The following is a 20958-nucleotide window of genomic DNA, read 5'->3' as shown; positions in this document are numbered from 1 at the left end:
CGCTGGAGGCGACGCCGAACATCGTGCGCGGCAAGTATGTCGATGCGTCGGTCAACTCGCTCTACCAGATGATCGACTACCCCGAGGTGCGCCTGCCCAGCCCCGACGGGCAGGACCGCATCTTCCCGCTCGACCTGGGCGCGGTGGAAAGCCCCAGCCAGGCCCAGCGCATCGCCAAGCAAGTGCTCCAGCGGAAGCAGTACCCCCGCCGCTTCTCCGCGCCGTTCGACATCCGGGCATGGAAATACTCAGTCGGCGACGTGGTGCCCTTCACCTTCGCGCCGCTCGGGTTCACCCGCGCGCTGTTCCGGGTCGAGGAACAGGAGCTGGGTCAGGGCGGCACCTGCAACATGACATTGCTGGTCGAGAACGCCTCGCTCTATGCCTGGGACAAGGATGATGCCGCGCCGGTGCAGGCCGCCGCGCCGATCATCTACGACAACCGCAACAATCCGCTGATCCTGGCCCTTGATGATCTGGATAATCAGCTCCGCCTAATCCTGAGCGACGATGTCATTACGCATGGCCGCGAGAAGCGCGAGATTATCCGACAGTGGCAGGCTCTGGACGCGGAATTTACCGCGCTGGATGGCCGCTTCGTAGAAATCGGCAGCCCGGCGGACACCAAAGCGGCTCGCGATGCGGCCTATACTTCATATCAGTCGCTTGCGGCCTATTTGGCATCGCTGGCTCCGCCTTGGCAGGACGTGGGAAGTGATACGCCGATCGACGGCACTGAACTAAATCGACGCTGGGCCTTGGCCCGCCAAGATTTGGAGGAATTTGCCGCTGCGATCACCGGGAGGCCAGGCCGCGACGGCAGCAACGGCAAGGATGGCGCACCTGGCGAGGACGGCGCTGACGGACGTACCAGCTACATCCACTATGCCTACGCCAACAGTCCTGACGGCCGCGTCGATTTCGAGCTGAGCCAGCCCAACGGCAGAGCGTACGAGGGCAGCTATACCGACTTCACGGCGGCCGACAGCAGCGATCCGGCTGCGTATGTGTGGCGGGAGTACAAGGGGCCCCCGTTCGGCCTGGCGACACGCGGCGCTGCCGTTGTCGCGGGTAACACCATCATCAAGAACGGCGGCTCGCCCGCGTGGGACAGCGACGGTTACTCGACGAGCGGTTATAAGAACGGCTGCGCGATCTCGTTCAAGGCCGATCCATCTGCCGCTGCCGCCATCATGTGTGGGTTGAACACCGATCCTACGGCTGACGCCAGCTATGGATCGCTCGACTATGCCTGGTATCCTCGCGAAGACGGCAACGCCGAAATCTATGAAAGTGGCGGCTCTCGAGGTGTTTCAGTCCTCGGATACGGCGAGGGCCTGTTCGGCATAGACTATGACGGCCGTTATATTCGCTACCTCTACAACCAAGAGGTACGACGCACAGTCGACATAGGACCGGGCTTTACCTTCTATCTCGATAGCTCGCTTCACACCCCGAACGCTCGCATCCGGGACATCCAGTTCGGCAGCTACCCGACGCGCGCCAGCAATGGCGTGACGTTGATCGGTGACACGCCAACGACCCAGATCGCCGGCAACTCCGTTCGTGGAACTGGGAGCGCGGGCTGGGGAAGCGAGCATGTTCATTCGCGGGAAGCCTATTCCGCCGGCGCAACAGCGTCGTGGACGATAGCGCCCGGCCCCGGATCGAACAGCATGGCAGGGCTTGGTCAGGGCACCGGCAGCGACCGTGGAAACTCCTTCGACAGTATCACTTTCGCCATCTATCGTGAGGCGACCGGTTACACCGATTGTCGCGTCAACGGAAATCCCGCTTGGACCGGTCCGGCCGTCGACCTCAATCAGTCGATGAGTTGTCGCATCCATTACGACGGGCTTCGGTACGTTAACTTCTGGATCAATGGCGTTCGCATCTATCAATATGAGTGGGGCAAGCAGCCGGACCCGCTACGCTTCATCGCCGCACTCGCCAGCATTAATCCGCGCATTGACGATATTGTGCTCACACCATCTGGCGCAAATGGCGCTGATGGGCGGAACGGGCTTGATGGCACCAACGGGACAGACGGCAAGGATGGCACGAACGGCGCGTCATCGTTCGTCCACCTAGCGTACGCCGACAGTGCGGACGGCAGCGCCAATTTCACCACTGGCGCGGTCGGCGGCCGGGCGTATGTCGGCATCTACCGGGATCAGGTGGAGGCCGACAGCGGCGATTACCGGGCCTATGCCTGGTCGCGGCTGCGCGGGATCGACGGCACGAACGGCAAAGACGGTACGCCGGGCCGGCCGGGCGCGGATGGGCTCACCCCGTACACACATTTCGCCTATGCCAATTCGCCGGACGGCAGCAGCAACTTCAGCACCGACGATCCTTCGGGCCGGACCTACCTGGGCGTCTATACCGATTACACCGTCGCCGACAGCGCGGACTATCGGGCATATTCGTGGTCGCTCATCAAGGGCGCGGACGGTGCGCAGGGGCCGGCTGGGATCAGCGTGCCGCAGCCGCTAGCGCTTACCGATCTGGATGGCACCCTACCGGCGGTGCTGGTGAAACCGGGCCAGACGATCACTGGTCAGGTGCGGGAGTCGTTTCAGAACAATAGCCAATCCGGCAGCGTGACGATCCAGCTCCAATACCGCGTAGGCTCTGGCGGCTGGAATTACATGGACCAGCGGCAGGCAAATGTCGGCCCTGGCGAGCCGGGCGGCGTGTTCTTCAGCGCTGGCTATACCAGCCAAGCGGCCGACGACGTGCTCGTGCAAATCCGGGTGGTCAGCGACGCGCCCGGCGGCACGTCCCTGCGGACGAGTTCCCCCAACTATCTGAGGGCCTACTGATGTGGATCGTCATCCGTCAGGACACCGGCGAGATCGTCTCCGGGCCGGTCGCCGATGAGCCGACGGCCGGCGACAACGAGGAAGTGGTGCGGGCGGCGCTCGGCTTTCCCGATCGGCTCACCTGGTCGCCCGACCTTCGCGGCTTCGTTGACGTTGAGCGTCCGCGCTACACCTTCAACGCCTGGGTCGACCTGTTCCCCCTCGAAGAGCAGGTCGCGATCGTCACCGCGACGATGGCCGACCCGATGGCCAAGCTGATCTATGACCGGGCGCAGTCCGCGTCCGGCAGCATCGACCCGGCCGACCCGCGCACGCTGGAAGGGCTGGGCTACTTGGTCGGCAAGGGTTGGGTCAGCCAAGCGACCTACGACCGGATCGCTGCGCTATGATGGGCCGCTTCTGGCTCGGCTTGCGCCAGTTGCTCGTTGCGATCGACCAGCTCGCCTACGTCCTGATCGCCGTCCCGATCTACGTCGCGTTCGGCGGGCCTTGCCCGTCCGCTGACGAGACTATCTCCAGCCGCGTCGGCCGCGCCGCCATGAAGGGGCATCGCTGGGGCCTGGTGCTGGAAGCCATCATCGATCGGCTGTTCGTGCTGCTCGGTGCGCGCCCCGGCCATTGCCGGCGCAACGTCGAAACCGCCTTCCTCGGCCGCGCGCCGAAACCCTGAAGGACCCTCACATGGCAAACAGCAGCTTCGCGGCCCGCATGGTCGCGGATGGACCGGCGACGCTTGCCCCGCCCTCTTTCGAGGGCATGGGGTGGCTGGTCGCCCTCAACATGTTCTTCATGACCATCGCGTTCCTCGGCGGATCGATGGTGGTGGCGAAGCTGGTCGGCGATTGGGTCCGGCATCGTCGGCAGGATACGCCTCGCTCGCCCGCCGCCATATACCGGCTGATCGGCATCCTGTTCGCAGCCGGTATCACCGTTCGATGCGGTGCGGAGGCGCTAGCACTCTGGGGGTGGGACCCGCGCGACCCGGCGGCAACAGCGACGTACCTGACCTTGAAACGCTTCCTCGACCCTATCGCGGTCACCCTCGGCCTGTCTGGCATGATGATTTACGTCATGTCCGAGCCGGGCATGATCGAGCAGCAGCGCAAGGAGCCGTGGCCCATCAACATGTGGATGGCGTGGCCAATGGTGAAGCGGATGCTGAAACTGGCGGGGCTGACCTTCCTTGCCGCTGTCGGCGTGGTGTCGCTTCGATGATCGCGCCTGGGGGCATCTACAAAGGGGGCGTTACGATGATGGCGATTGCACCTGTCGCCGCCGCTGCCCTGGTGCAGAAGGGGGCAACGGTCGGCGCATCGCAGCCGGCCATCTGGCACCTCTTGGGCTATCCGTTCGAGGCCGGCGCGATGCTAGCGGCGCTCTTCGGCTGCGCGGCTGCGCGCTACTGGATCGGCGCGGCACAGGCGCTCCGCAAGGAGCATCGGTGGGGCCTCGACATACCGGTGACCGCGATGGCGCTGGCGACCTCTGCGGCGGTCATCATCTCGCAGCGGCCGGAGCCGCTCGGCGCGCTGATGTACGGCGCGATGCTCGGTATGCTGGGCGAGGGCATCTTCAAGCTGGCGGAGGCATCCGCTCGTAAAGCGCCGAGCGTGCTTGGCGTCGGCGATGGGGAGCCGAAGGCATGATCGACATCGCCAATCTGCAACGCCGTTTGGGCGTCGGGGTCGACGGCATAAACGGCCCGGCGACGATGGGCGCGCTGTTCGTGCGCTGCGGCGCGCCGGCCGTGATCGGCGCGGAGCTGGGACTGTCGGCCGCCGTCCATTTCGAGGCGGCCGGCATCCTCGACAACATGAGCCGGCTCGCGCACGCCATTGCGCAGATGGGCCATGAAAGCGACGGCTTCCAGGCCATGGAGGAATATGCGTCCGGCCGGGCCTACGAGGGCCGCCCCGACCTGGGCAACACGGCGGCCGGCGACGGTGTCCGGTTCAAGGGACGCGGACCGATCCAGATCACCGGCCGCGCCAACTATCGCCTGTACGGCCGGCGGATCGGCATCGATGTCGAGCGGCATCCGGAGATCGCCGCCATTCCGTCGATCGGCCTCCAGCTTTCGTGCGCCTATTGGACCGCGAAGAACCTCAACGCCTTCGCGGATCGCGACGACATTGAAGGCATCACCCGGCGCATCAACGGCGGCCTGAACGGGCTCTCCGACCGACAGAAGCGCCTCGCTGCCGCGAAAGCCCTGCTCGCCTGACGGCGGGCGCACCACCCCTCCACCACGAAGAAGGAACGTCGATGAAAATCGATTTGAAGAAGCTCGCCCTCGGTCTGGCCCCGATCGTCCTAACCGTCGCCCCGGTGGTCAAGGCGGCCATTCCCGAGGTCAAGAAGGTCATCCGCGACTCCAAGAAGCCGACCGCCGGCTGATCGTACTGGCGAGCGCCAGCGCCGCCACTATCCCGACAGGAGGTGCCCATGGCCCTGCCCGACAAGGCCCAAACATTCGTGCGGCGGATGGACCCGCGCGACGAGCTCGACCTCTACCCCGTACTCACCCAGGGCGATGCGCTCCGCGACATTCTCCAGGTCGGAGAGAAGGTTACCCGCTTCGCGATTGGCCTGTCGGCGGAAGCCGTCGCGGCAGGCCTGCAAATTGGCGATGAGGACCAAGCGCCCCGCTACGCCGACCTCGTATTCTATGCGCGCCTGCGCATCGCGCCGGAGCAGCAGGGGGCGGCAATTTTCCTCGGCAAAGGCGTCGTGTTGCCGGTCGAGGTGACTTTCTCGACCGACATTGACGATCGCCTGAAAACCTACTCGTTCGGCGTGCTGGTGGTGAAGAAATGACCGAGCCCCTGTCCATCGCCGGGGGTTCGGAACCCGGCCGCCAAGGCGTTGCAGCCTTCCCCTTCTACACCGGCGCTGTCGGCATCCGCGAACGAGACGGCTGGCTCGACGTGGCGTTCTTCGCGCCCGAGGTGCGAGCCAGGCTGCCGGCGATCGGCTTCCTCGACGGGGTCAAGGTCAGGATCGCTTCGGTGGCCGCTCGGCAAATCGATCCCAGCGCCCGCCCGCGCGGCGCGATGTGCGCGATCACCGCCACCGTTATTCCGGAGGATAGCTGATGGCAAAGGCTCCCCTGTCACAGACGCTGTTCCTGACCGAGGACGGCTCCAAGATCGATGTGACGACGACGAACGCCGTCAACATCCCGCCACCCCCTGTCTACAGCGTCGCCAACGTCCTGGCGTCATCGACGCGGCTCTCGCGGTGGGTGGTCGGCGAGCCCGACATCTACGCTGCCCGCTACCCCCAGCTTGCGGCTGAAATCGCCCGCCGCATCACCAACGCGAACCGCCGAGATGCTCTCGCCGCTCGCTTCGAAGCATTGGAGCCCTGACCCTTGGCCTATGACCCCAATGGCACGGTCGTCGACAATGCTACCGCATTGTCGGACGACATCGATGAGGCGGTCGCAGCGTCTCAAGCTGTTACCGCGAGCCTGATCGCCCTCCGCGACAGGATCACGGCCTATCAGAACCGGCCTCGCCCCAAGCTCTCCCTGTCGGCACCGGTGGCGAAGCCGGAAGGCAATAGCGGGACGACGCTGTTCAGCTTCACGCTGACGCTGGACCGGGACGGCTCAACCGACGAGTTCCCGTATTCCTATGTGGTCGAAGGATCAGGGCCGAACCCGGCCGATCCGACAGACTTCGGCGATGCGTACCCGACCGGCTCCGGCAATTTCGCCGGTTCCGAGACGGTCAAGACGATCCTGATCCTCGTCGCCGGAGACGCCAACGAGGAGCCAAACGAAGGCTTCACCGTCACCGTTTCGGCACCGGGGCTGGCTTCCGTCTCATCGACGGGCACGATCAACGATGACGACAAGGTGGTGCCGGTGCCGGCCTTCGCGTTCAGCGGGCCGGCTTTGATCGTGGAGGGCACCCCTCCAGCGATCGTGCCCGCCTTCGCATTCAGCGGACCGGCCGCGATCGCGGAGGGCACCCCACCACCCGCGCAATACGGCTTCGCCGGTCCCGCCACCATCAACGAAGGGTAACACAAGATGACGGACGCGACTTATACTGTCACCGAGACCGCAGCGACGAGCGTCGCGCGTGAATTGAAGGTTGGCGTGCGTGCCAAATCCGGCTCCTCCAACCCCGTCAAGCAGACGGATTGGAAGGATGACGTATGGCCGATCATGACCTTCAGCCTGCCGGTCAACGCCACCAAGGCGACCGCCACGATTAGCACCAAGGGCAACACCGTAATCGACGGCGATCGCGATCTTGAGTTCTATGTCATCAGTCAGTCGCCGACCGGCGGAACGGTGTCGATGTCGCCGCAATACGCTAAGATCACCGACGATGACACGGTGCAGCCGATCGTCGTCACGCCCTATGCGTACACGGACGACCTGGAAGATGCGGCGGTCGGCGCCGACCCAATGGCGCGCGCCAACTGGTCGGCGGCTGGCGGCGGCACGGCCGCCTACAAGGTTTCGTCCGCCAAGGGTCTGTACAATACGGGCGGCAACCGTGGATCGGCATTCGCGCTCTTTGGCCCCGACCAAAACACGGACGGCACTGATTTCGGCTACATCGTCGAATACGACGAGAACAAGAGCGGCACCCCTACCAACGGCGACAATAGCGGCTTCAATGTCGCCGCCTTCGGCTTGGCGATGTTCTTCAAGGACACCACGACCTGGGTGCGCGCCAAGACGAACCCGAGCGGCATCATTCCGGCTCTGGAGCGGTCGTATGTCTCGGGCGCTGACAACTTCGTCTCGATGACGTGGCGGCACGCGCTGCAAACGCCCCCGCCCGATCTCACGGGCGCGGCGAGCGTCAAGACGCGGTGGCTATATCACGACGGCCGGCTGCGGGTCGTGCTCCCGAATGGCGAGCGTTGCCTGCGCGTGGATGGCTCCAGCACCTGGCCGTTCGACACCGGCGCGCTTTCCGGCGTTCCTGGCCTCGCCAATGCAAGCGACCGGCGCGGCAAGGTCGGCTATCTCAACACCTCGTTCGGCTACGACTTCGCCAACGGCATTCGGGTCACGCCGCTCCGGATGCTGTCGACGGAGCAGACCCGCTATGCGTCGCGCACCACGTTCACCAGCGGCAAGGGCAGGATTTCCGTCGGGGGCCGTTTCCGCGGTACGCCGACGCGCTGGGCCTATCGCGTCATGGCCGCGTCGAACGGCGCGACGCCGATGACCCTAGTGCAGGACATCCGTGACGCAACCGACGTGAAGATCGACACCACCGGCACGTTCGCCAAGTTCAGCTACTTGGCCGACATTCCGCAGGGCGGTCCGTACATCATCGAGACGTTCATGACCGATAGCGATGGCGTCACCAGCGCCGCTGGCAGCAAGCGTGTCGGGTGCGGCACCTATGGCATCGGCATTGGTCAGTCGAACATGGTCATGCGCGCGAACGACCCCGTCGGGAAGCTGACCACGTTCAGCCGCAACGTGCCTAGCCAACCGTATCTCGGGAGCAACACCGCCGGCGTCCCGGCCACCGAAGTGACCGGCTTCGGAACGAACGAGTTCACGTTCTCCTGTAACGTCGAGACCAGCCGCATCATCGCCGATGCGACGGGCTTCCCGTGCTACTTCCGCTCGACCGGCGTCCCCGGATCGGGCTTGGCTTTCATCGCGAGCGACTCGTCTTTCGCCACCACGTTCGGCGCGGCCCGCGCCTTGATTGACGGCGTCGTCGATTTCGCCGCCTTCGACCAGGGCGAGGGCGATCGGGACGGTGTCGACCCGCCGAACAGCTACTACACGACCTTGAAGGCGCTGTACCTGAAGTGTGTCGATAACACGGGCAATCCGAACCTGATCTTCGCGATCTCGCCGATCGGCCGCTTCTCCAGCACCAATCCGGCGAATAGCCAAACGACCTGGGCAAAGATGGATGCACATTCCCGCATCATTAAGTTGGCCTATGACCAGCTTATCGCCGAGTATCCGGGCAAGGTCATGTACGCCGACAGCAAGCTCGGCATCCTGCACGGCACCAACGACCCCTACCACTACACGCCCGAAGGCTACATGGAGATGAGCCGGCGGCTTGGGCGCACGATCGCGAAGGCCATGGGTAAGAACGTGCCGGACGGGCGCGGGCCGCTGCCGGTCGGGCTATCACGCAGCGGCGCTACCCTGACGATCGACATGGACATGAACGGTGCGGCTTCGCTCACCGACCTGATCGAGAAGTCGACCGTCAGCGACAACCAGCGCGGCACGCCGGTGCTGTCAGGCGCGCTCTACGGCTACGAGTTCAGCAGCGACGGCTTCCAGACCCTGTTGCCGATCACCAGCATCGCGCCCAACGCCGCGCGTAACAAGCTGATCGCGGTCTTGGCGTCCGATCCCGGCAAGCCGGTACAGGGGCGCAGCTATCATGGTGCCTCGTATGACGACCGGTACATGTTCTGGGGCACGGGCTATTCGGGCGGCTACGAGGACGTGCCGGTGTTCCCGATGCCCAACACGTACCTGACCAGCGCCAACTGACCAGTCGGGCGGCCCCTGCACGGGCCGCCCCCTTTCTTTCGAGGACACCCGCCCATGGCGTTCAATCCGACTGCGACCCTGGCCGCCAATGATGTCGAGTGGCAGCAGGCTATCGCCAACATCAATGCGCAGAACGACGCCGACGAGGCCGAGCTGGACGCGATCGAGGCGACCATTGCGGCGCTGGAACGCGAGAAGAATGGAAACGGCCTGCAAGCCCCGATCCCGAACCCTGTGACCGCGCTGACCGTCGGTCCGGAGGTGACGACCGGCACGGGCTGGAAGAACCTGGGCGCAACCGAACATAGCTTCCGCGCCGAGCCTGCGGACCCTGCCGATACGGGCAGTATGTCGGCTGGCGGCGAAGTCATCATGTTCGCGAATGCCGGCGTGGACATGCCCGATTACGCCTTCAAGGTGACCGGGCTAGGCGGCTCGCAATATCTCAATTTCTTCTATGCGGCCGGTGGCGCCTGGGTGCAGTTCTCCGGCGGCGAGTCCAACCACAATTTCGGCCGCGTCCTGACTCGCGCCGATGTGACCGACGTTCAGTTCCAGAATGGGACCGCTGTCGTGCTGCTGAATGGCGTGGCAGTCAAAACCTTCCCGCCGCTGGTTTTTCAGAGCAAGTTTCCGGACGGCTTGGGAGGCTTCGCCAAATACACCCGCCTCGGCGGCAACTACACGCAGAAAATCACCCTGTCGGGCGGCGTGATCGCGCCGATGACGGCGATCACGATCGCGCTCGACGCCGACGGCCGCGCGCTGTTCACCTTCGACTACAAGGGCACGTCGCCGGGCTATGTCGGGGGCATCTTCGACACGGCCGACGTTCAGATCGGCGCGTTGAAGCCGGCCACACTGATCGAGAACGCAAAGAAGGGGCGCGCGACCTATCTTAGCGCTGACGCCGCGCCGAGCCGCAACACGGGCTATGTGTTCAAGCTGTTTGAGGCCGACAGCACCGGCAACCCCAAGGCTGGCGTCGTGCCAATTTCGGCGACCCTCCTGATGCCGTCGCCGCTGCGCATCGGGCAAAACATTGTGTTCTCGGGCAACCCCTACTTCACCAACCTTGCGCTCAACGCCGGTTGGCAGGACACCTCTGACTACTCCTATAAGGATGTAAATCAGGGATACGTCGGCGACGATGGAAACCTCACCGGCTTTCCTGTCGGGGCATCCTACAATCTACGCTGCGGTAAACCGGCTTATGGTCAAAACCAAAAGCTGCATGAGATTTCGTGGATCGAACCCAATAACACCACCGGCGTTAGCCGGTTCAACGTCGTAGGAACCACGCTGTACCTAAAGAGGTGGACGAGCGAGCAGGCCATCACCTACGTCAACGGGCGCTTCGTGTACCGTGGCATCCCGAACGTTAATATGGACGGCACCAATCCGGATGAACTCTGGATTTCGTTCGTAGGCAAGACAGCCGGCGGTCAAACGCAAGACATTCGGCTTGCGGAGGCAACCGCCGATTCCAGCAAACGCGCGCGCGAAAGCTGGAACACCAGCATGAACGACCCGCTGCACGGCGTCATTCGTACCATGGAGTCGCAGCAGATAAATTACTGGCGGCAGAACTATTCGTGGGCCGAGCGCCCGCGACCGGGTTATCGGCCTTATGCCAACTCGCTTATGGGCTTCCCGCTCGAAGATCACATCGCCATGTCGCGCCGCAACGGCCGACCGCTAATGTTCATCTTGGGGCCGAGATGGCCAGCGGAAGTGGTGCAGAAGTCGGTACGCGCGCTATTCACCGGCGAGGGCATGGCCGACGGATTGGCGTTGCGCCCTGACACGCACGTCTACCTGTCCCTTGTCGGCAACGAGCATTTCAACTTCAATTTCACCGGCCTTTACGAAGAACTCGTCGCCGCAGCCGAGCGCGATTATGGCTATACGGCCGGCGGAAATAACGAAAAGCGCATCTACTCAAGCGTTCAAATCCACAACCGAAATTATGATTTGGTGCGAGCTGCGATCCCCGAGTTCATGAACCGGGTGACAATCATCTATTCGTGTTCGCCGGGTAATCACGTTTTCGAATGGGGTAAAGCTAAGGGCTTTGGCATCCGTGGCGTGCAGGCCATCGAAACGTCAATCTATGTCGGCATCGGCGTCAAGAAGACCTCGTATGGCAACAACACGCCGGCCGAACTGCTCGGGCCGTGGCTGGGGGACGCGGACAAGCAGGTGGATGCCGCCCTTCTCGGCTTCAACGATTACGCCAAGGAGGGCCTTGCTCGGCTGCTCTACGAAGTCGGTATGGATATCTTTGGATCGTTCCAGCAGGGCACGCTTGCCATGACCGACGACCAGCGCAAGGCGTGGGTGACGAGCGCCGAATACATGCAGGTCTATCGCCGGGCCATGAACCGCATCCGCAACGAGTTCGGCTCTGAGATGGCGCTCTACTATGACAACGGAAACATGGATTTCTGGGGTCACTGGAACCCCGGCGTCGCTACGCCGAAGTGGGACCTGATGCTCGAAATCCAGGCAGCGGTTGAGGCTGGCAGATAGCATAGGTTGCCAGCCGCGAGGTTGACGCCGCATTAGGAATGGTCACTCTCCCTGTCGCGTCCAACGAGGCGTCACAGGGAGAATAACCATGCGACTGATCCGATACGGGCTTATTGCCTGTGCGACCATGTTGGCCGGCCAGGCACAGGCGGCCAATTACATCAGATACACAGCTACTGCCGTTGGGAACGGTACGGAGACAACGGGAGTTAATCCTACAGGGTACGACGTCAGAGACATCAAGGGTCTGCAACTGATGTTTACCGTCGAGTACAACGATGGATCGGGGTACGGCAGCGTAGTTGGCGCAGGCAAGCTCATTGATGCAGGCGCGGGCTCGACAGGTTTTCGAATTGGCACGTATGGCGCGCCAACATACGGCTTCGATGGCAGCGCCTTCTTTGCATTTGACAACCCAGGCCTTAGCTTCCCGCTCGGCCCTATCTTGCTAGACAGCGGGCGCAGCCTGATCAACATAAGTGAGGGATACCCGAGCGGCCTAGGCTTTAGGTTCAACGGGATAGCCACCGGCTTGATTTCGACTGTTGGGTCGGCTGGTGATAGCTTCGTAATCACCACCTATGTTCCCGAGCCGTCGACCTGGGCGCTGATGTTCGCCGGCTTCGGCATGGTGGGGTTTGCGATGCGTCGCCGCCGGCTTGCTTTCGCCTGATAAATCGGGGCCGGCTACGGCCGGCCCTAATCCACTCGCAGCGCTTGCCGAGCAGCGACGGCCATCTCTCGGAACTTCCATTGCCACGTTGGCCCTGCGGCATCCCAGGGCGTCGCTACCTCGAACTCGCCTTGCCGACTGTCCCACATGGCCTTGGCCAGGTGCTCAATCACGGCCTGATCGTCGTTGCTGGTGCATAGGCGGCATCGGGCCATCAGCGTTTCCTCAATTCGGGGTGGGGGTGCGGCTCATCCACGTCCCAGACGCCGGGCTTTGACCCGGTGCCGAAGCCAGCGAGGTCGGGCTGGAGGATCACCGTCTCGCTTTCCGGTGAGCCCATGATGCGCGAGACGAGGTCATCGACCAGCATCTCGCGCGCGCTGGCGTGCTGCAGCTCCAGCGTCTTTTTCACATAGGGAGGTGCCACCGCGATCGCGACGCGGATCGTCGTCGCCAGCTCGGCGCGGGTGACCATTCTCATGCTCGCCGCCAAAGGTCGCGGACGCCAAGCGCGCGCTGGTCGAGCCCGAAGAAATTTGCGAGCCGCGCGTGCTCGTCCGGTCGCAGAGCCGCCGGCACGCCGTCGGCGACGAAGCGCCCCAGGTAGTTCGACGGACGATCAAGCATCCGCGACAGCGCCGCCAGGGTCACGCGATCGCCTTGGCTCGCCATGATCGCCGCCAGGGCCTTGCGGGGGTCCGCCTCGCGCTTGTCGATGCCAGGTGGGCGCGGGGAGGGCGGGCGGCGGCCTTGGTGGTCGCGGTAATAGTGGGGGCCATGGTGGCCGTCGTCGCGGACGCACGCGAACCCGCCGGCCCGCTTGGCGGGGCAGGTGTCATAGGCATAGGTGAGGTCGCGTTGCATCGTAGCCTCCGACTCGATGCGGGGGATATAATGCGTTCTTCCTATGTTCTCAACGCCATGGGCGCGTCGAGCATGGTATCGCCGCAACGCCGTCTCGACGCGGCAGATGGCAGCTTCTGAAATCCATGGTATTATCCATGGTATGATTACGAGAGCGCCTGGAAGAACAACGCAAATCTGCGGCTTTCAGGGCTTGGTGCGGCGGGCTCCGTCTCCGCCACCAGTCTTCCTTTCATCTGATCGATCGCGCGATCTGGCCTTCGGTGCACGTGACGGGACAGCGCCTGCCGCGGCGCCGGGTGGGACGCGCGAAAATGCGCCAATTCCCTTAGCGTCTGGTCGGATCGTGCGTGGGCGGAACCGGCTCTTCGACTGGGGCGCGCGAGGCGGGAGTCTGGTTCGTCCCGACGGCGTCGCCGGGCGCGGCGCGCTCGTTGCGACGGGCGTCCGGCGATGCAGGGCCATTTTCGGCGGGCGGCGCGGGTGTCGCGGTTGCACCAGGGGCCGGCACCTTTTGCTCCACCGGTTCGCGGGCGACCTGGGCCATGAGTGGGACGGGGGGGGCGATGGTTATCGCCAGGACGAGGAAACGCATCTGCGATCTCCTGTCAGGAACGAGGGGCGCGACCAGTCAGGCCGCGCCCCTGTTGTCGTCAGCGCGGCGTGGTGCCGCCGAGGGTCCCGGAAGTCGTTCCGGTCGTGGTTCCCGACGTGCCGGTCGTACCGCCCATCGTGCCGGTGCCCCCCATCGTCCCGTCGGTGGTGGTCCCACCCGCCGTGCCGGTGCCGCCCATGCTGCCGCTGGTCGAGCCGGCGGTCCCGCCATAAGGATCGGTCGTGCTGGTGCCGGTCGAGCCGCTGGTCGAGCCGGTCGCGCCGCCGCTCAACGTGCCGCTTCCGCGCTTGCCGCGCGTGGTGCTGCGGGTGCCGGGCGTGGTCTGGGTGCCGGTGCTCTGGCCGGCGCTGGTGCCGCCCATCGTGCCGGTTCCCATCGTCCCTGTACCCATGGTTCCGGTGCCCATGGTTCCGGTCTGGCCAGTCGTTCCGCCAGTGGTCGAAGTCTGCGCCGTGGCGATGGCAGGCATAGCGAGCATCGCCGCCGCCAAGGGAAGGATGATACGCATGTTCTCTCTCCGATTATACGGAGCAAGTAACGGAGCGGATGAGGGAATAGTTCCTGTACTCAACCGCACTGGGCGCGGTGGAGCAACGCCTGGTCGGCCAGTACCAGCGCGACCATCGCTTCCACCACGGGAACGCCGCGGATGCCCACGCAGGGGTCATGGCGGCCACGCGTGGCGATCTCGGTTGCCGCGCCATCGCGGGTGATGGTCGGGACCGGAGTCAGGATCGAGCTGGTCGGCTTGAACGCGACGCGCAGCCGGATGGGCTGGCCGGTGGCGATGCCGCCCGCAATGCCGCCGGCATGGTTGGCGAGGAATTCGGGACCACCCGCACCGGGGCGCATCGGATCGGCATTCGCCTCGCCCGACAGCGCCGCCGCCGCGAAGCCGTCGCCGATCTCGATGCCCTTGACCGCATTGATGCTCATGCACGCCGCCGCCAGTTCCGAATCAAGCTTGGCATAGAGCGGCGCGCCCCAGCCGGCAGGCACGCCCGTCGCCTCGCACGCCACCACCGCGCCCAGCGACGACCCGGCCTTGCGCGCCGCGTCGACCAGGCCTTCCCAACGCTCGGCGGCGACGGGATCGGGGCAGAAGAACGGGTTGGCGTCGATCGCCGCATCGTCGAACCGGGCAGGATCGATCGTGTCGCCGCCGATCGCCTCGACCCAGGCGCGGATGCGGACGCCCGGGATCACCGCGCGGGCGACCGCGCCCGCCGCGACCCGGCTCGCCGTCTCGCGTGCAGAGGAGCGGCCTCCCCCCCGATAGTCGCGAAAGCCATATTTGGCGTCATAGGCATAATCGGCATGGCCGGGGCGATAGGCCTTGGCGACCTCGCCATAATCCTTGGAGCGCTGGTCGACATTCTCGATCATCAGGCTGATCGGGGTGCCGGTGGTCCGCCCTTCGAAGACGCCGGACAGGATGCGGACTTCGTCCGGCTCGCGCCGCTGGGTGGTGAAGCGCGAGGTGCCGGGCCGCCGCCGGTCGAGCCAGGGCTGGATGTCCGCCTCGGCGAGCGGCAGGCCGGGCGGGCAGCCATCAACCACCGCGCCGATCGCCGGCCCGTGGCTCTCGCCCCAGGTCGTGAAGCGGAACACCCGTCCGAAGCTGTTCCAGCTCATGCGTCCTTGCCCAATCGCGTGAAGGCGGGGGCATGGGTCGCGGGCCCCCGCACGCCGCACGGGATCAACCCGCCCTGGAGCGGCAGCGCCAGCAGGAACGCGCCGGCATAGGGCGTCTCGAACCCCGAGGCGATATCGGCCTGGAAGCCGAAGCGGGTGTAGAAGTCCGGCTCGCCCAGCACGAAGCAGAGCACCACGCCCTCCATCTCCAGTCGCTCCAGCCCGGCGGTGATCAGCGCCTCGGCCACGCCATGGCGGCGATAGGCGGGGGCGACCGCCACCGGGGCCAGCGCCACCGCGCTCACCGGCTTGCCGCCGACCGACACGCTCATCCGGCTGAACGCGACCATGCCGGCGACCTCCCCCTCCTCCTCGTCCCAGGCGGTGAGGACCAGCACCATGTCGCCCTCCGCGCACAGGTCGCGGACCAGGTTCGCCTCGTGCGGCGCGGGGAAGCAGCGGCGCAGCAGCGTGTCGATGGCGGCGACATCCTCGCCGCGCGCGGGCCGGATCGCGATCATCGCTCAGGCCAGCGCGATGTCGGGCGCGTCCTCGGCCTTCATGCCGATGACGTTGTAGCCGGCGTCGACATGATGGATCTCGCCGGTCACGCCCGAGGACAGGTCGCTGAGCATGTAGAGGCCGGCGCCGCCAACATCCTCGATCGTCACGGTGCGGCGCAACGGCGCGTTCAGCTCGTTCCACTTCAGGATATAGTTGAAGTCGCCGATTCCGCGCGCCGCCAGCGTCTGGATCGGGCCGGCGGAGATGGCATTGATGCGGATTTTGTCCGGCCCCAGATCGACCGCCAGATACTTCACGCTCGTCTCCAGCGCCGCCTTGGCCACGCCCATGACGTTGTAATGCGGGATGACCTTCTCCGCGCCATAATAGGTCAGCGTCAGGATCGAGCCGCCGTTCGGCATCATCGCCCGCGCCCGCTGCGCCACCGCGACCAACGAATAGGCGGAGATGTTCATCGTCATCAGGAAATTGTCGAGCGTCGTATCGTAATAGCGGCCGCGCAGCTGCGACTTGTCGGAAAAGCCGATCGCGTGGACGACGAAATCGATCGTCGGCCATTCCGCCGCCAGCGCGGCGAAGGTGGCGTCGAGCGCCGCCATATCCGAGACGTCGCAGTCGAACAGCCTTGCGGTGCCGAGCTGTTCGGCAAGCGGGCGGACCCGCTTGGCCATCGCCTCGCCCTGATAGGAGAAGGCAAGTTCTGCGCCTGCCGCCGACAATTGCTTGGCGATGCCCCAGGCCAGCGATTTGTCGTTGGCCAGGCCCATGATCAGCCCACGCTTGCCCGTCATCAATCCGTTCACGCCGAAACCCTTAAACTGGCGCCGCTCCCGCCGGCGCCGATGTGCTATGCGGCTCCTGTAGCGCCTCCTCGGGCGGTTCCGCCAGTGCCGCGTTCAAATGCGCGCCGAATACCAGACCCAGCCCGATGATGTAGAAGAACAACAGCATGACCACGACCCCGGCGAGGCTGCCATAGGTGAGGTCGTATCCGCCCAGTTGCGACAGCACCACCGGCAGGAGCGCGGTCATCGACACCCACCAAACCGTGGTGAACAGCGCGCCGGGCCATTTGCGGCAGTCGCTGTAGCGATATTTGGACGGCGTGACCGAATAGAACAGCATGTAGAGCGCGCCGAACATCACCACGCCCGGCACCAGCCGCGACAGGCCGATCAGCCCCACCCAGTCGCGCGCGAAGGGCAGCAGGCGATAGACGAACTGCTCGGCGGCGGTCAGCAGCCCCTGCGCCAGAAAGGCGAACAGCGCGACGATCACCGAGAGGATGATCACGCCCGACGAGGACAGCCGCGATCGCCAGAAGGGCGCGGTCGCCTTCACGCCGTAGGCACGGTGGAAGATGTCGCGGATCGTCTCGACGAAACCGCCGACCGTCCATAGTCCGACCAACCCGCCAAGCCACAGCAGCGATCCGGTGCGCGCCGCCAGCACATCGGCGATCGGCTTCTCCAATATATCGGCCACGTCGTGAGGCAGGACATGGAGGAAGCTCTCCACCGTCCGCACCGTCTCGTCGCTCTGCCCCAGGAGCGACAGCACGGCGGCGGCTACGATGAAGAAGGGGAACAGCGTCATCAGCGCCAGATAGGCGAGATTGCCGGCATGGGTGAAACCGTCGTTGAAGACGCCCAGGGCCGAACGCTTCAGTATCTCGAAGGCGTAGCTGCCCGGCCGCACTTTGGCGAGTTGCCGATCAAGCCTGGCGCGGGCCTTGCCATGATGATGGGCCCGCGCCTCCGGGGTCAGTTCGCCGATATCGTCCACAGGGACGTCAGACGCCCATGACGGCGCGCGGGTTCCCAACCTGGGTTGCGGCCCAGCCTTCGACAAACTCGCGCAAGGCGGCATCCTCGGCCGGCACCTCGACCATCAGCGTGATCAACTGGTCGCCGCGCCCGCCGCCTTTTTTGTGGAACCCCTTGCCCTTAAGGCGCAGGGTCTTGCCGGAGCTGGTGCCCGCCGGGACGGTCAGCATCACCGGGTTCTCGACCGTGGGCGCCTTCACCTTCGCGCCCAGCACCGCCTCGGCCAGCGTAATCGGCAGGTCGATGCGAACATCGTCGCCGTCGCGGGTGAAGAAGCGGTGCGGCTGCACCTCGATCGACACGATCGCGTCGCCCGCGCCGCCCGCGCCGGGTTCGCCCTTGCCGGCCAGGCGCATCTGCGTGCCGGTAGCGACGCCGGCGGGCAGCTTCACCTCGATCGCCTTTCCGTCGCCCAGCGTCACCCGCTGCGGCGCCAGCGTCGCGGCATCGGTGAAGGGCACCTGTAACCGGTACTGGATGTCGCCGCCCTTTGGCGCCGCCTGCCGGCCGAAGCCGCCGAACCCGCCGGAGAAGCCGCCGCCGCCGCGCGACCGGCCGCCACCGAACAGTCCCTCGAAGATGTCGCCCATGTCAGCGTCGCCGCCGCCGCCAAATTCGAAGCCCTGGCTGCGGAAACCGCCGCCGCCCGGACGCGGTCCGCCGCCGCCATAGCCGAACGGCGCGGCGGGATTGCCGTCGCCATCGATCTCGCCCCGATCGAAACGGGCGCGCTTGTCCTTGTCGGACAGCAGGTCGTAGGCGTTGGTCGCCTGGCTGAAACGCTCGGCCGCCTTGGGATTGTCCGTGTTGCGGTCGGGGTGCAGCTCCTTGGCGAGCTTGCGATAGGCCTTCTTGATATCGGCCTCGGACGCGGTGCGCGCCACGCCGAGGATCTGGTACGGATCTGCCATATTTGGTCCCTGTATCTTACCCACCTATGTGGGGCAGACGTTCCGGCAGCGCAACGCGTTCGCCGCCTCGCGCGTTGGATCGCGGAGGAGAAAAAACGATGACCGACAAGCAACCCATGCAGGCCGCGGGCGGCGACGGCGCGAAAGGCCGGGCCGACGGCGTGCAGGACACGCCCGCCAAGCACCAGGGCGGCGAGAGCGGCGGCGGCGCCTATCCCAATCCGCAATCGGGCAAGGCGGATGCCGGTGAGAATAGCGGCTTTCTCGGCCATGGCGGCCAGACCGAGATCGATTATTCGGGTACCGGCAGCAAGACCGACCCGTCGGGCGAGAACAGCAACGCCGCGACAACCAAGGAATGATCGTCGCCCGGCCGGTCCCCGGTGGACCGGCCGGGCGGGCGGCCGGGATCAGACCAGCACCTGCTCCGACCCGACGATGTCCCGCGCCGCCATTTGCAGCAGTTCTTCGACGGTCGGGTGGTACCAGGGCTGGTCGGCGAAGCGCGCCGCATCCATCCCCTGGTCGACCGCCAGCGCCACCAGATGGCCCAGATGCTCGCCCTCGGGCGCGGCGATCGACGCGCCGAGCAGCACGCCGTCCCGGTCGGCATAGAGCCGCACCAGCCCTTGCGCCACGCCATCGGCCGTCGCCCGGCCATTGTCCGCCACCTTGGCGCATCCGATCCGCGCATCGTCCGGCAGATCGGCGAAGGCGGTGCCGATCTCGGTGAGGTTGGGCTCGGTGAAGGTGATGGCGAAGGCGGGCAGGGGGCGCGGGGCGTCGCCGCCGGTGGCGACCGTCGCCGCGATGCGGCCGCCACGCGCCGCCTCGTGCAGCACCGGTCGCCAGGCATTGGCGTCGCCGGCGATGAAGATGGCGCTGTCACCGCACCGCCGGCTCTCCGGATCGAACACCGGCGTGCCGTGATCGTCGAGTTCCAGGCCGCTCGCCTTCAGGTCCAACGCCGTCAGTTCCGGGGGGCGGCCGGTCGCCGCCAGGATCAGGTCGACCGTGATCGAGCCGCCCTCCCAGGAGAGGAGGGCGCGTCCATCGGTGGCGCGCGTGGCCTCGGCCTCGACTCCCAGCCGCAACGTCACCTCGTGCCCGAGCGCCGCGATCGCCGCGGCGTTGGTGGCCGGGTCGGCGAGCCCGGCCACCGTGTCACCGGGATCGAACAGCGTCACGGCGACGCCCAACCGGGCGAAGGCCTGCGCCAGCTCCAGCCCGACCGGTCCTGCGCCCAGCACCGCCATCGCCTGGGGCAGGTGATCCAGTTCGAAGATCGTCTCATGCGTGTGGACCAGGTCGCGGACCGGCTCCAGCGTCTCGGGCACGAGCGGCCGCGCGCCGGTGGCGATGATGATGCCTTGGCGCGGGACGATCCGGTTCTCGCCCACCATGACGCTGTCCGGTCCGGCGAAGCGCGCGCTGCCATGGATGCGATGGTCGTCAGGGATGGCATGGTATTCGTCGCGGATCGCCGCGTCGAACCGGTCGCGCTCGCGCCGCACCCGCGCCCACAGCGCCGCCGCGTCGACCGACACCGGCGCGGCCTCGACGCCGAAGCGCCCGGCCTCCGCGCAGTGCCGCGCGGCGCGGGCGGCGGCGATCAGCAGCTTGGACGGCATGCAGCCGACCCGCGTGCAGGTCGACCCGCCGGGACCGCGCTCGACTACGATGGTATCCGCGCCGCGCGCGGTGGCGGTCTTGTAGGCGTGGAGTCCGGCGGTGCCGGCCCCGATCACGATCACGTCGCACTGCCGTTCGGCCAAATCCTGTCTCCATCGGGGAATCACATGCGAAGGAAGCATCCGCCTGGTCGGAAGAGCCGGACCATGGCGGCGGTTCCCTCCGAACGTCAGGGATTGTTGCGGCAGGTTACTGGCGGCGGCAAACCGCCATCTTCGGGCGGGGGCGTTGGCGCGGGCGTGACAGCGACGCGACGGAAAAAAGTCGCATCCGTGACAAAAACCGTTTGACGGGCTGGTTCGGCGTCCTTAGAGGGCCTTTCACCGCAGCGCTGGACCGGGTGGTTCGGAG

The 20958-nt window shown here is 65.7% G+C and carries 23 protein-coding genes and 1 pseudogene; 15 read left to right on the top strand and 9 right to left on the bottom strand.

Annotated features, from left to right (window positions below; translation table 11 throughout):
• The 14 genes and pseudogenes from GGQ96_RS20405 to GGQ96_RS20345 all read left to right on the top strand — a co-directional run.
• A pseudogene (locus tag GGQ96_RS20405) lies at positions 1 to 2825 on the top strand (hypothetical protein); the annotation flags it as partial.
• The gene (locus GGQ96_RS21615; RefSeq protein WP_246360750.1) at positions 2825 to 3214 is read left to right on the top strand and encodes a hypothetical protein; all 390 of its coding nucleotides are present in this window, start codon (positions 2825 to 2827) and stop codon (positions 3212 to 3214) included. The pseudogene GGQ96_RS20405 and the gene GGQ96_RS21615, both read left to right, overlap by 1 nt.
• On the top strand, positions 3211 to 3495 hold the full coding sequence (locus GGQ96_RS20395; protein ID WP_246360749.1) for a hypothetical protein: 285 nt from the start codon (positions 3211 to 3213) through the stop codon (positions 3493 to 3495). Before GGQ96_RS21615 ends, GGQ96_RS20395 begins: the two co-directional genes overlap by 4 nt.
• A 38-nt stretch (positions 3496 to 3533) precedes the next feature.
• Positions 3534 to 4040 carry a hypothetical protein gene (locus GGQ96_RS20390; RefSeq protein ID WP_184117098.1) on the top strand — a complete coding sequence of 169 codons (507 nt, stop codon included), beginning with the start codon at positions 3534 to 3536 and terminating at the stop codon, positions 4038 to 4040.
• A 35-nt stretch (positions 4041 to 4075) separates the two neighbouring features.
• Positions 4076 to 4471 (top strand): hypothetical protein, encoded by a 396-nt coding sequence (locus tag GGQ96_RS20385; RefSeq protein WP_246360748.1) that lies wholly within the window; start codon positions 4076 to 4078, stop codon positions 4469 to 4471.
• Entirely contained in the window at positions 4468 to 5049 is a 582-nt protein-coding gene (locus GGQ96_RS20380) for a glycoside hydrolase family 19 protein (protein WP_221240087.1), read from the top strand. Before GGQ96_RS20385 ends, GGQ96_RS20380 begins: the two co-directional genes overlap by 4 nt.
• Before the next feature lie 41 nt (positions 5050 to 5090).
• Positions 5091 to 5222 (top strand): hypothetical protein, encoded by a 132-nt coding sequence (locus GGQ96_RS21720; protein WP_281392693.1) that lies wholly within the window; start codon positions 5091 to 5093, stop codon positions 5220 to 5222.
• 48 nt (positions 5223 to 5270) lie between these two features.
• The gene (locus GGQ96_RS20375; RefSeq protein WP_184117096.1) at positions 5271 to 5642 is read left to right on the top strand and encodes a hypothetical protein; all 372 of its coding nucleotides are present in this window, start codon (positions 5271 to 5273) and stop codon (positions 5640 to 5642) included.
• Positions 5639 to 5920: a hypothetical protein gene (locus GGQ96_RS20370; RefSeq protein WP_184117095.1), complete on the top strand. Its 282-nt coding sequence runs from the start codon at positions 5639 to 5641 to the stop codon at positions 5918 to 5920. Before GGQ96_RS20375 ends, GGQ96_RS20370 begins: the two co-directional genes overlap by 4 nt.
• Entirely contained in the window at positions 5920 to 6195 is a 276-nt protein-coding gene (locus GGQ96_RS20365) for a hypothetical protein (RefSeq protein WP_184117094.1), read from the top strand. Before GGQ96_RS20370 ends, GGQ96_RS20365 begins: the two co-directional genes overlap by 1 nt.
• A 3-nt stretch (positions 6196 to 6198) precedes the next feature.
• A complete protein-coding gene (locus tag GGQ96_RS20360) occupies positions 6199 to 6858 on the top strand; it encodes a hypothetical protein (RefSeq protein ID WP_184117093.1) in 660 nt (219 codons plus the stop codon).
• Between the two features lie 6 nt (positions 6859 to 6864).
• Entirely contained in the window at positions 6865 to 9333 is a 2469-nt protein-coding gene (locus GGQ96_RS20355) for a hypothetical protein (RefSeq protein ID WP_184117092.1), read from the top strand.
• Between the two features lie 54 nt (positions 9334 to 9387).
• A complete protein-coding gene (locus GGQ96_RS20350; RefSeq protein ID WP_184117091.1) occupies positions 9388 to 11865 on the top strand; it encodes a hypothetical protein in 2478 nt (825 codons plus the stop codon).
• A gap of 88 nt (positions 11866 to 11953) precedes the next feature.
• Complete coding sequence (locus tag GGQ96_RS20345) at positions 11954 to 12538, top strand: PEPxxWA-CTERM sorting domain-containing protein (protein WP_184117090.1); 585 nt, start codon at positions 11954 to 11956, stop codon at positions 12536 to 12538.
• A 214-nt stretch (positions 12539 to 12752) separates the two neighbouring features.
• Here GGQ96_RS20345 and GGQ96_RS20340 read toward each other — a convergent pair whose 3' ends face one another.
• The 8 genes from GGQ96_RS20340 to GGQ96_RS20305 all read right to left on the bottom strand — a co-directional run bounded on the left by GGQ96_RS20340 (position 12753) and on the right by GGQ96_RS20305 (position 18915).
• Entirely contained in the window at positions 12753 to 13013 is a 261-nt protein-coding gene (locus GGQ96_RS20340; protein ID WP_184117089.1) for a hypothetical protein, read from the bottom strand.
• Positions 13014 to 13015: 2 nt separating this feature from the next.
• Positions 13016 to 13402, bottom strand: a complete 387-nt coding sequence (locus GGQ96_RS21235) for a hypothetical protein (RefSeq protein ID WP_221240086.1) — start codon at positions 13400 to 13402, stop codon at positions 13016 to 13018.
• Positions 13403 to 14055: 653 nt separating this feature from the next.
• The gene (locus GGQ96_RS20330; RefSeq protein ID WP_184117088.1) at positions 14056 to 14526 is read right to left on the bottom strand and encodes a hypothetical protein; all 471 of its coding nucleotides are present in this window, start codon (positions 14524 to 14526) and stop codon (positions 14056 to 14058) included.
• A gap of 59 nt (positions 14527 to 14585) precedes the next feature.
• Positions 14586 to 15653 (bottom strand): chorismate synthase, encoded by a 1068-nt coding sequence (aroC, locus tag GGQ96_RS20325; protein ID WP_184117087.1) that lies wholly within the window; start codon positions 15651 to 15653, stop codon positions 14586 to 14588.
• Positions 15650 to 16174, bottom strand: coding sequence for a GNAT family N-acetyltransferase (locus tag GGQ96_RS20320; protein WP_184117086.1), 525 nt, complete (start codon positions 16172 to 16174; stop codon positions 15650 to 15652). Before GGQ96_RS20320 ends, aroC begins: the two co-directional genes overlap by 4 nt.
• Before the next feature lie 3 nt (positions 16175 to 16177).
• Positions 16178 to 16981, bottom strand: coding sequence for an enoyl-ACP reductase FabI (fabI, locus tag GGQ96_RS20315; protein ID WP_343059155.1), 804 nt, complete (start codon positions 16979 to 16981; stop codon positions 16178 to 16180).
• A gap of 10 nt (positions 16982 to 16991) precedes the next feature.
• Complete coding sequence (locus GGQ96_RS20310; protein WP_425506719.1) at positions 16992 to 17963, bottom strand: YihY/virulence factor BrkB family protein; 972 nt, start codon at positions 17961 to 17963, stop codon at positions 16992 to 16994.
• Between the two features lie 7 nt (positions 17964 to 17970).
• Positions 17971 to 18915 (bottom strand): DnaJ C-terminal domain-containing protein, encoded by a 945-nt coding sequence (locus tag GGQ96_RS20305; protein ID WP_184117084.1) that lies wholly within the window; start codon positions 18913 to 18915, stop codon positions 17971 to 17973.
• A gap of 98 nt (positions 18916 to 19013) precedes the next feature.
• Here GGQ96_RS20305 and GGQ96_RS20300 point away from each other — a divergent pair, with 98 nt between their 5' ends.
• Positions 19014 to 19277 (top strand): hypothetical protein, encoded by a 264-nt coding sequence (locus GGQ96_RS20300; RefSeq protein ID WP_184117083.1) that lies wholly within the window; start codon positions 19014 to 19016, stop codon positions 19275 to 19277.
• Positions 19278 to 19325: 48 nt separating this feature from the next.
• On the opposite strand, the gene GGQ96_RS20295 is transcribed toward GGQ96_RS20300, so the two are convergent.
• Entirely contained in the window at positions 19326 to 20690 is a 1365-nt protein-coding gene (locus tag GGQ96_RS20295) for a dihydrolipoyl dehydrogenase (RefSeq protein WP_184117082.1), read from the bottom strand.
• Positions 20691 to 20958 lie beyond the last annotated feature (268 nt).

The sequence above is a fragment of the Sphingomonas abaci genome (genome assembly GCF_014199625.1).
Taxonomy (GTDB): Bacteria; Pseudomonadota; Alphaproteobacteria; order Sphingomonadales; family Sphingomonadaceae; genus Sphingomonas; species Sphingomonas abaci.
Note: the sequence above shows the minus strand (reverse complement) of the source record. Positions and strands in the feature narration are given on the sequence as shown.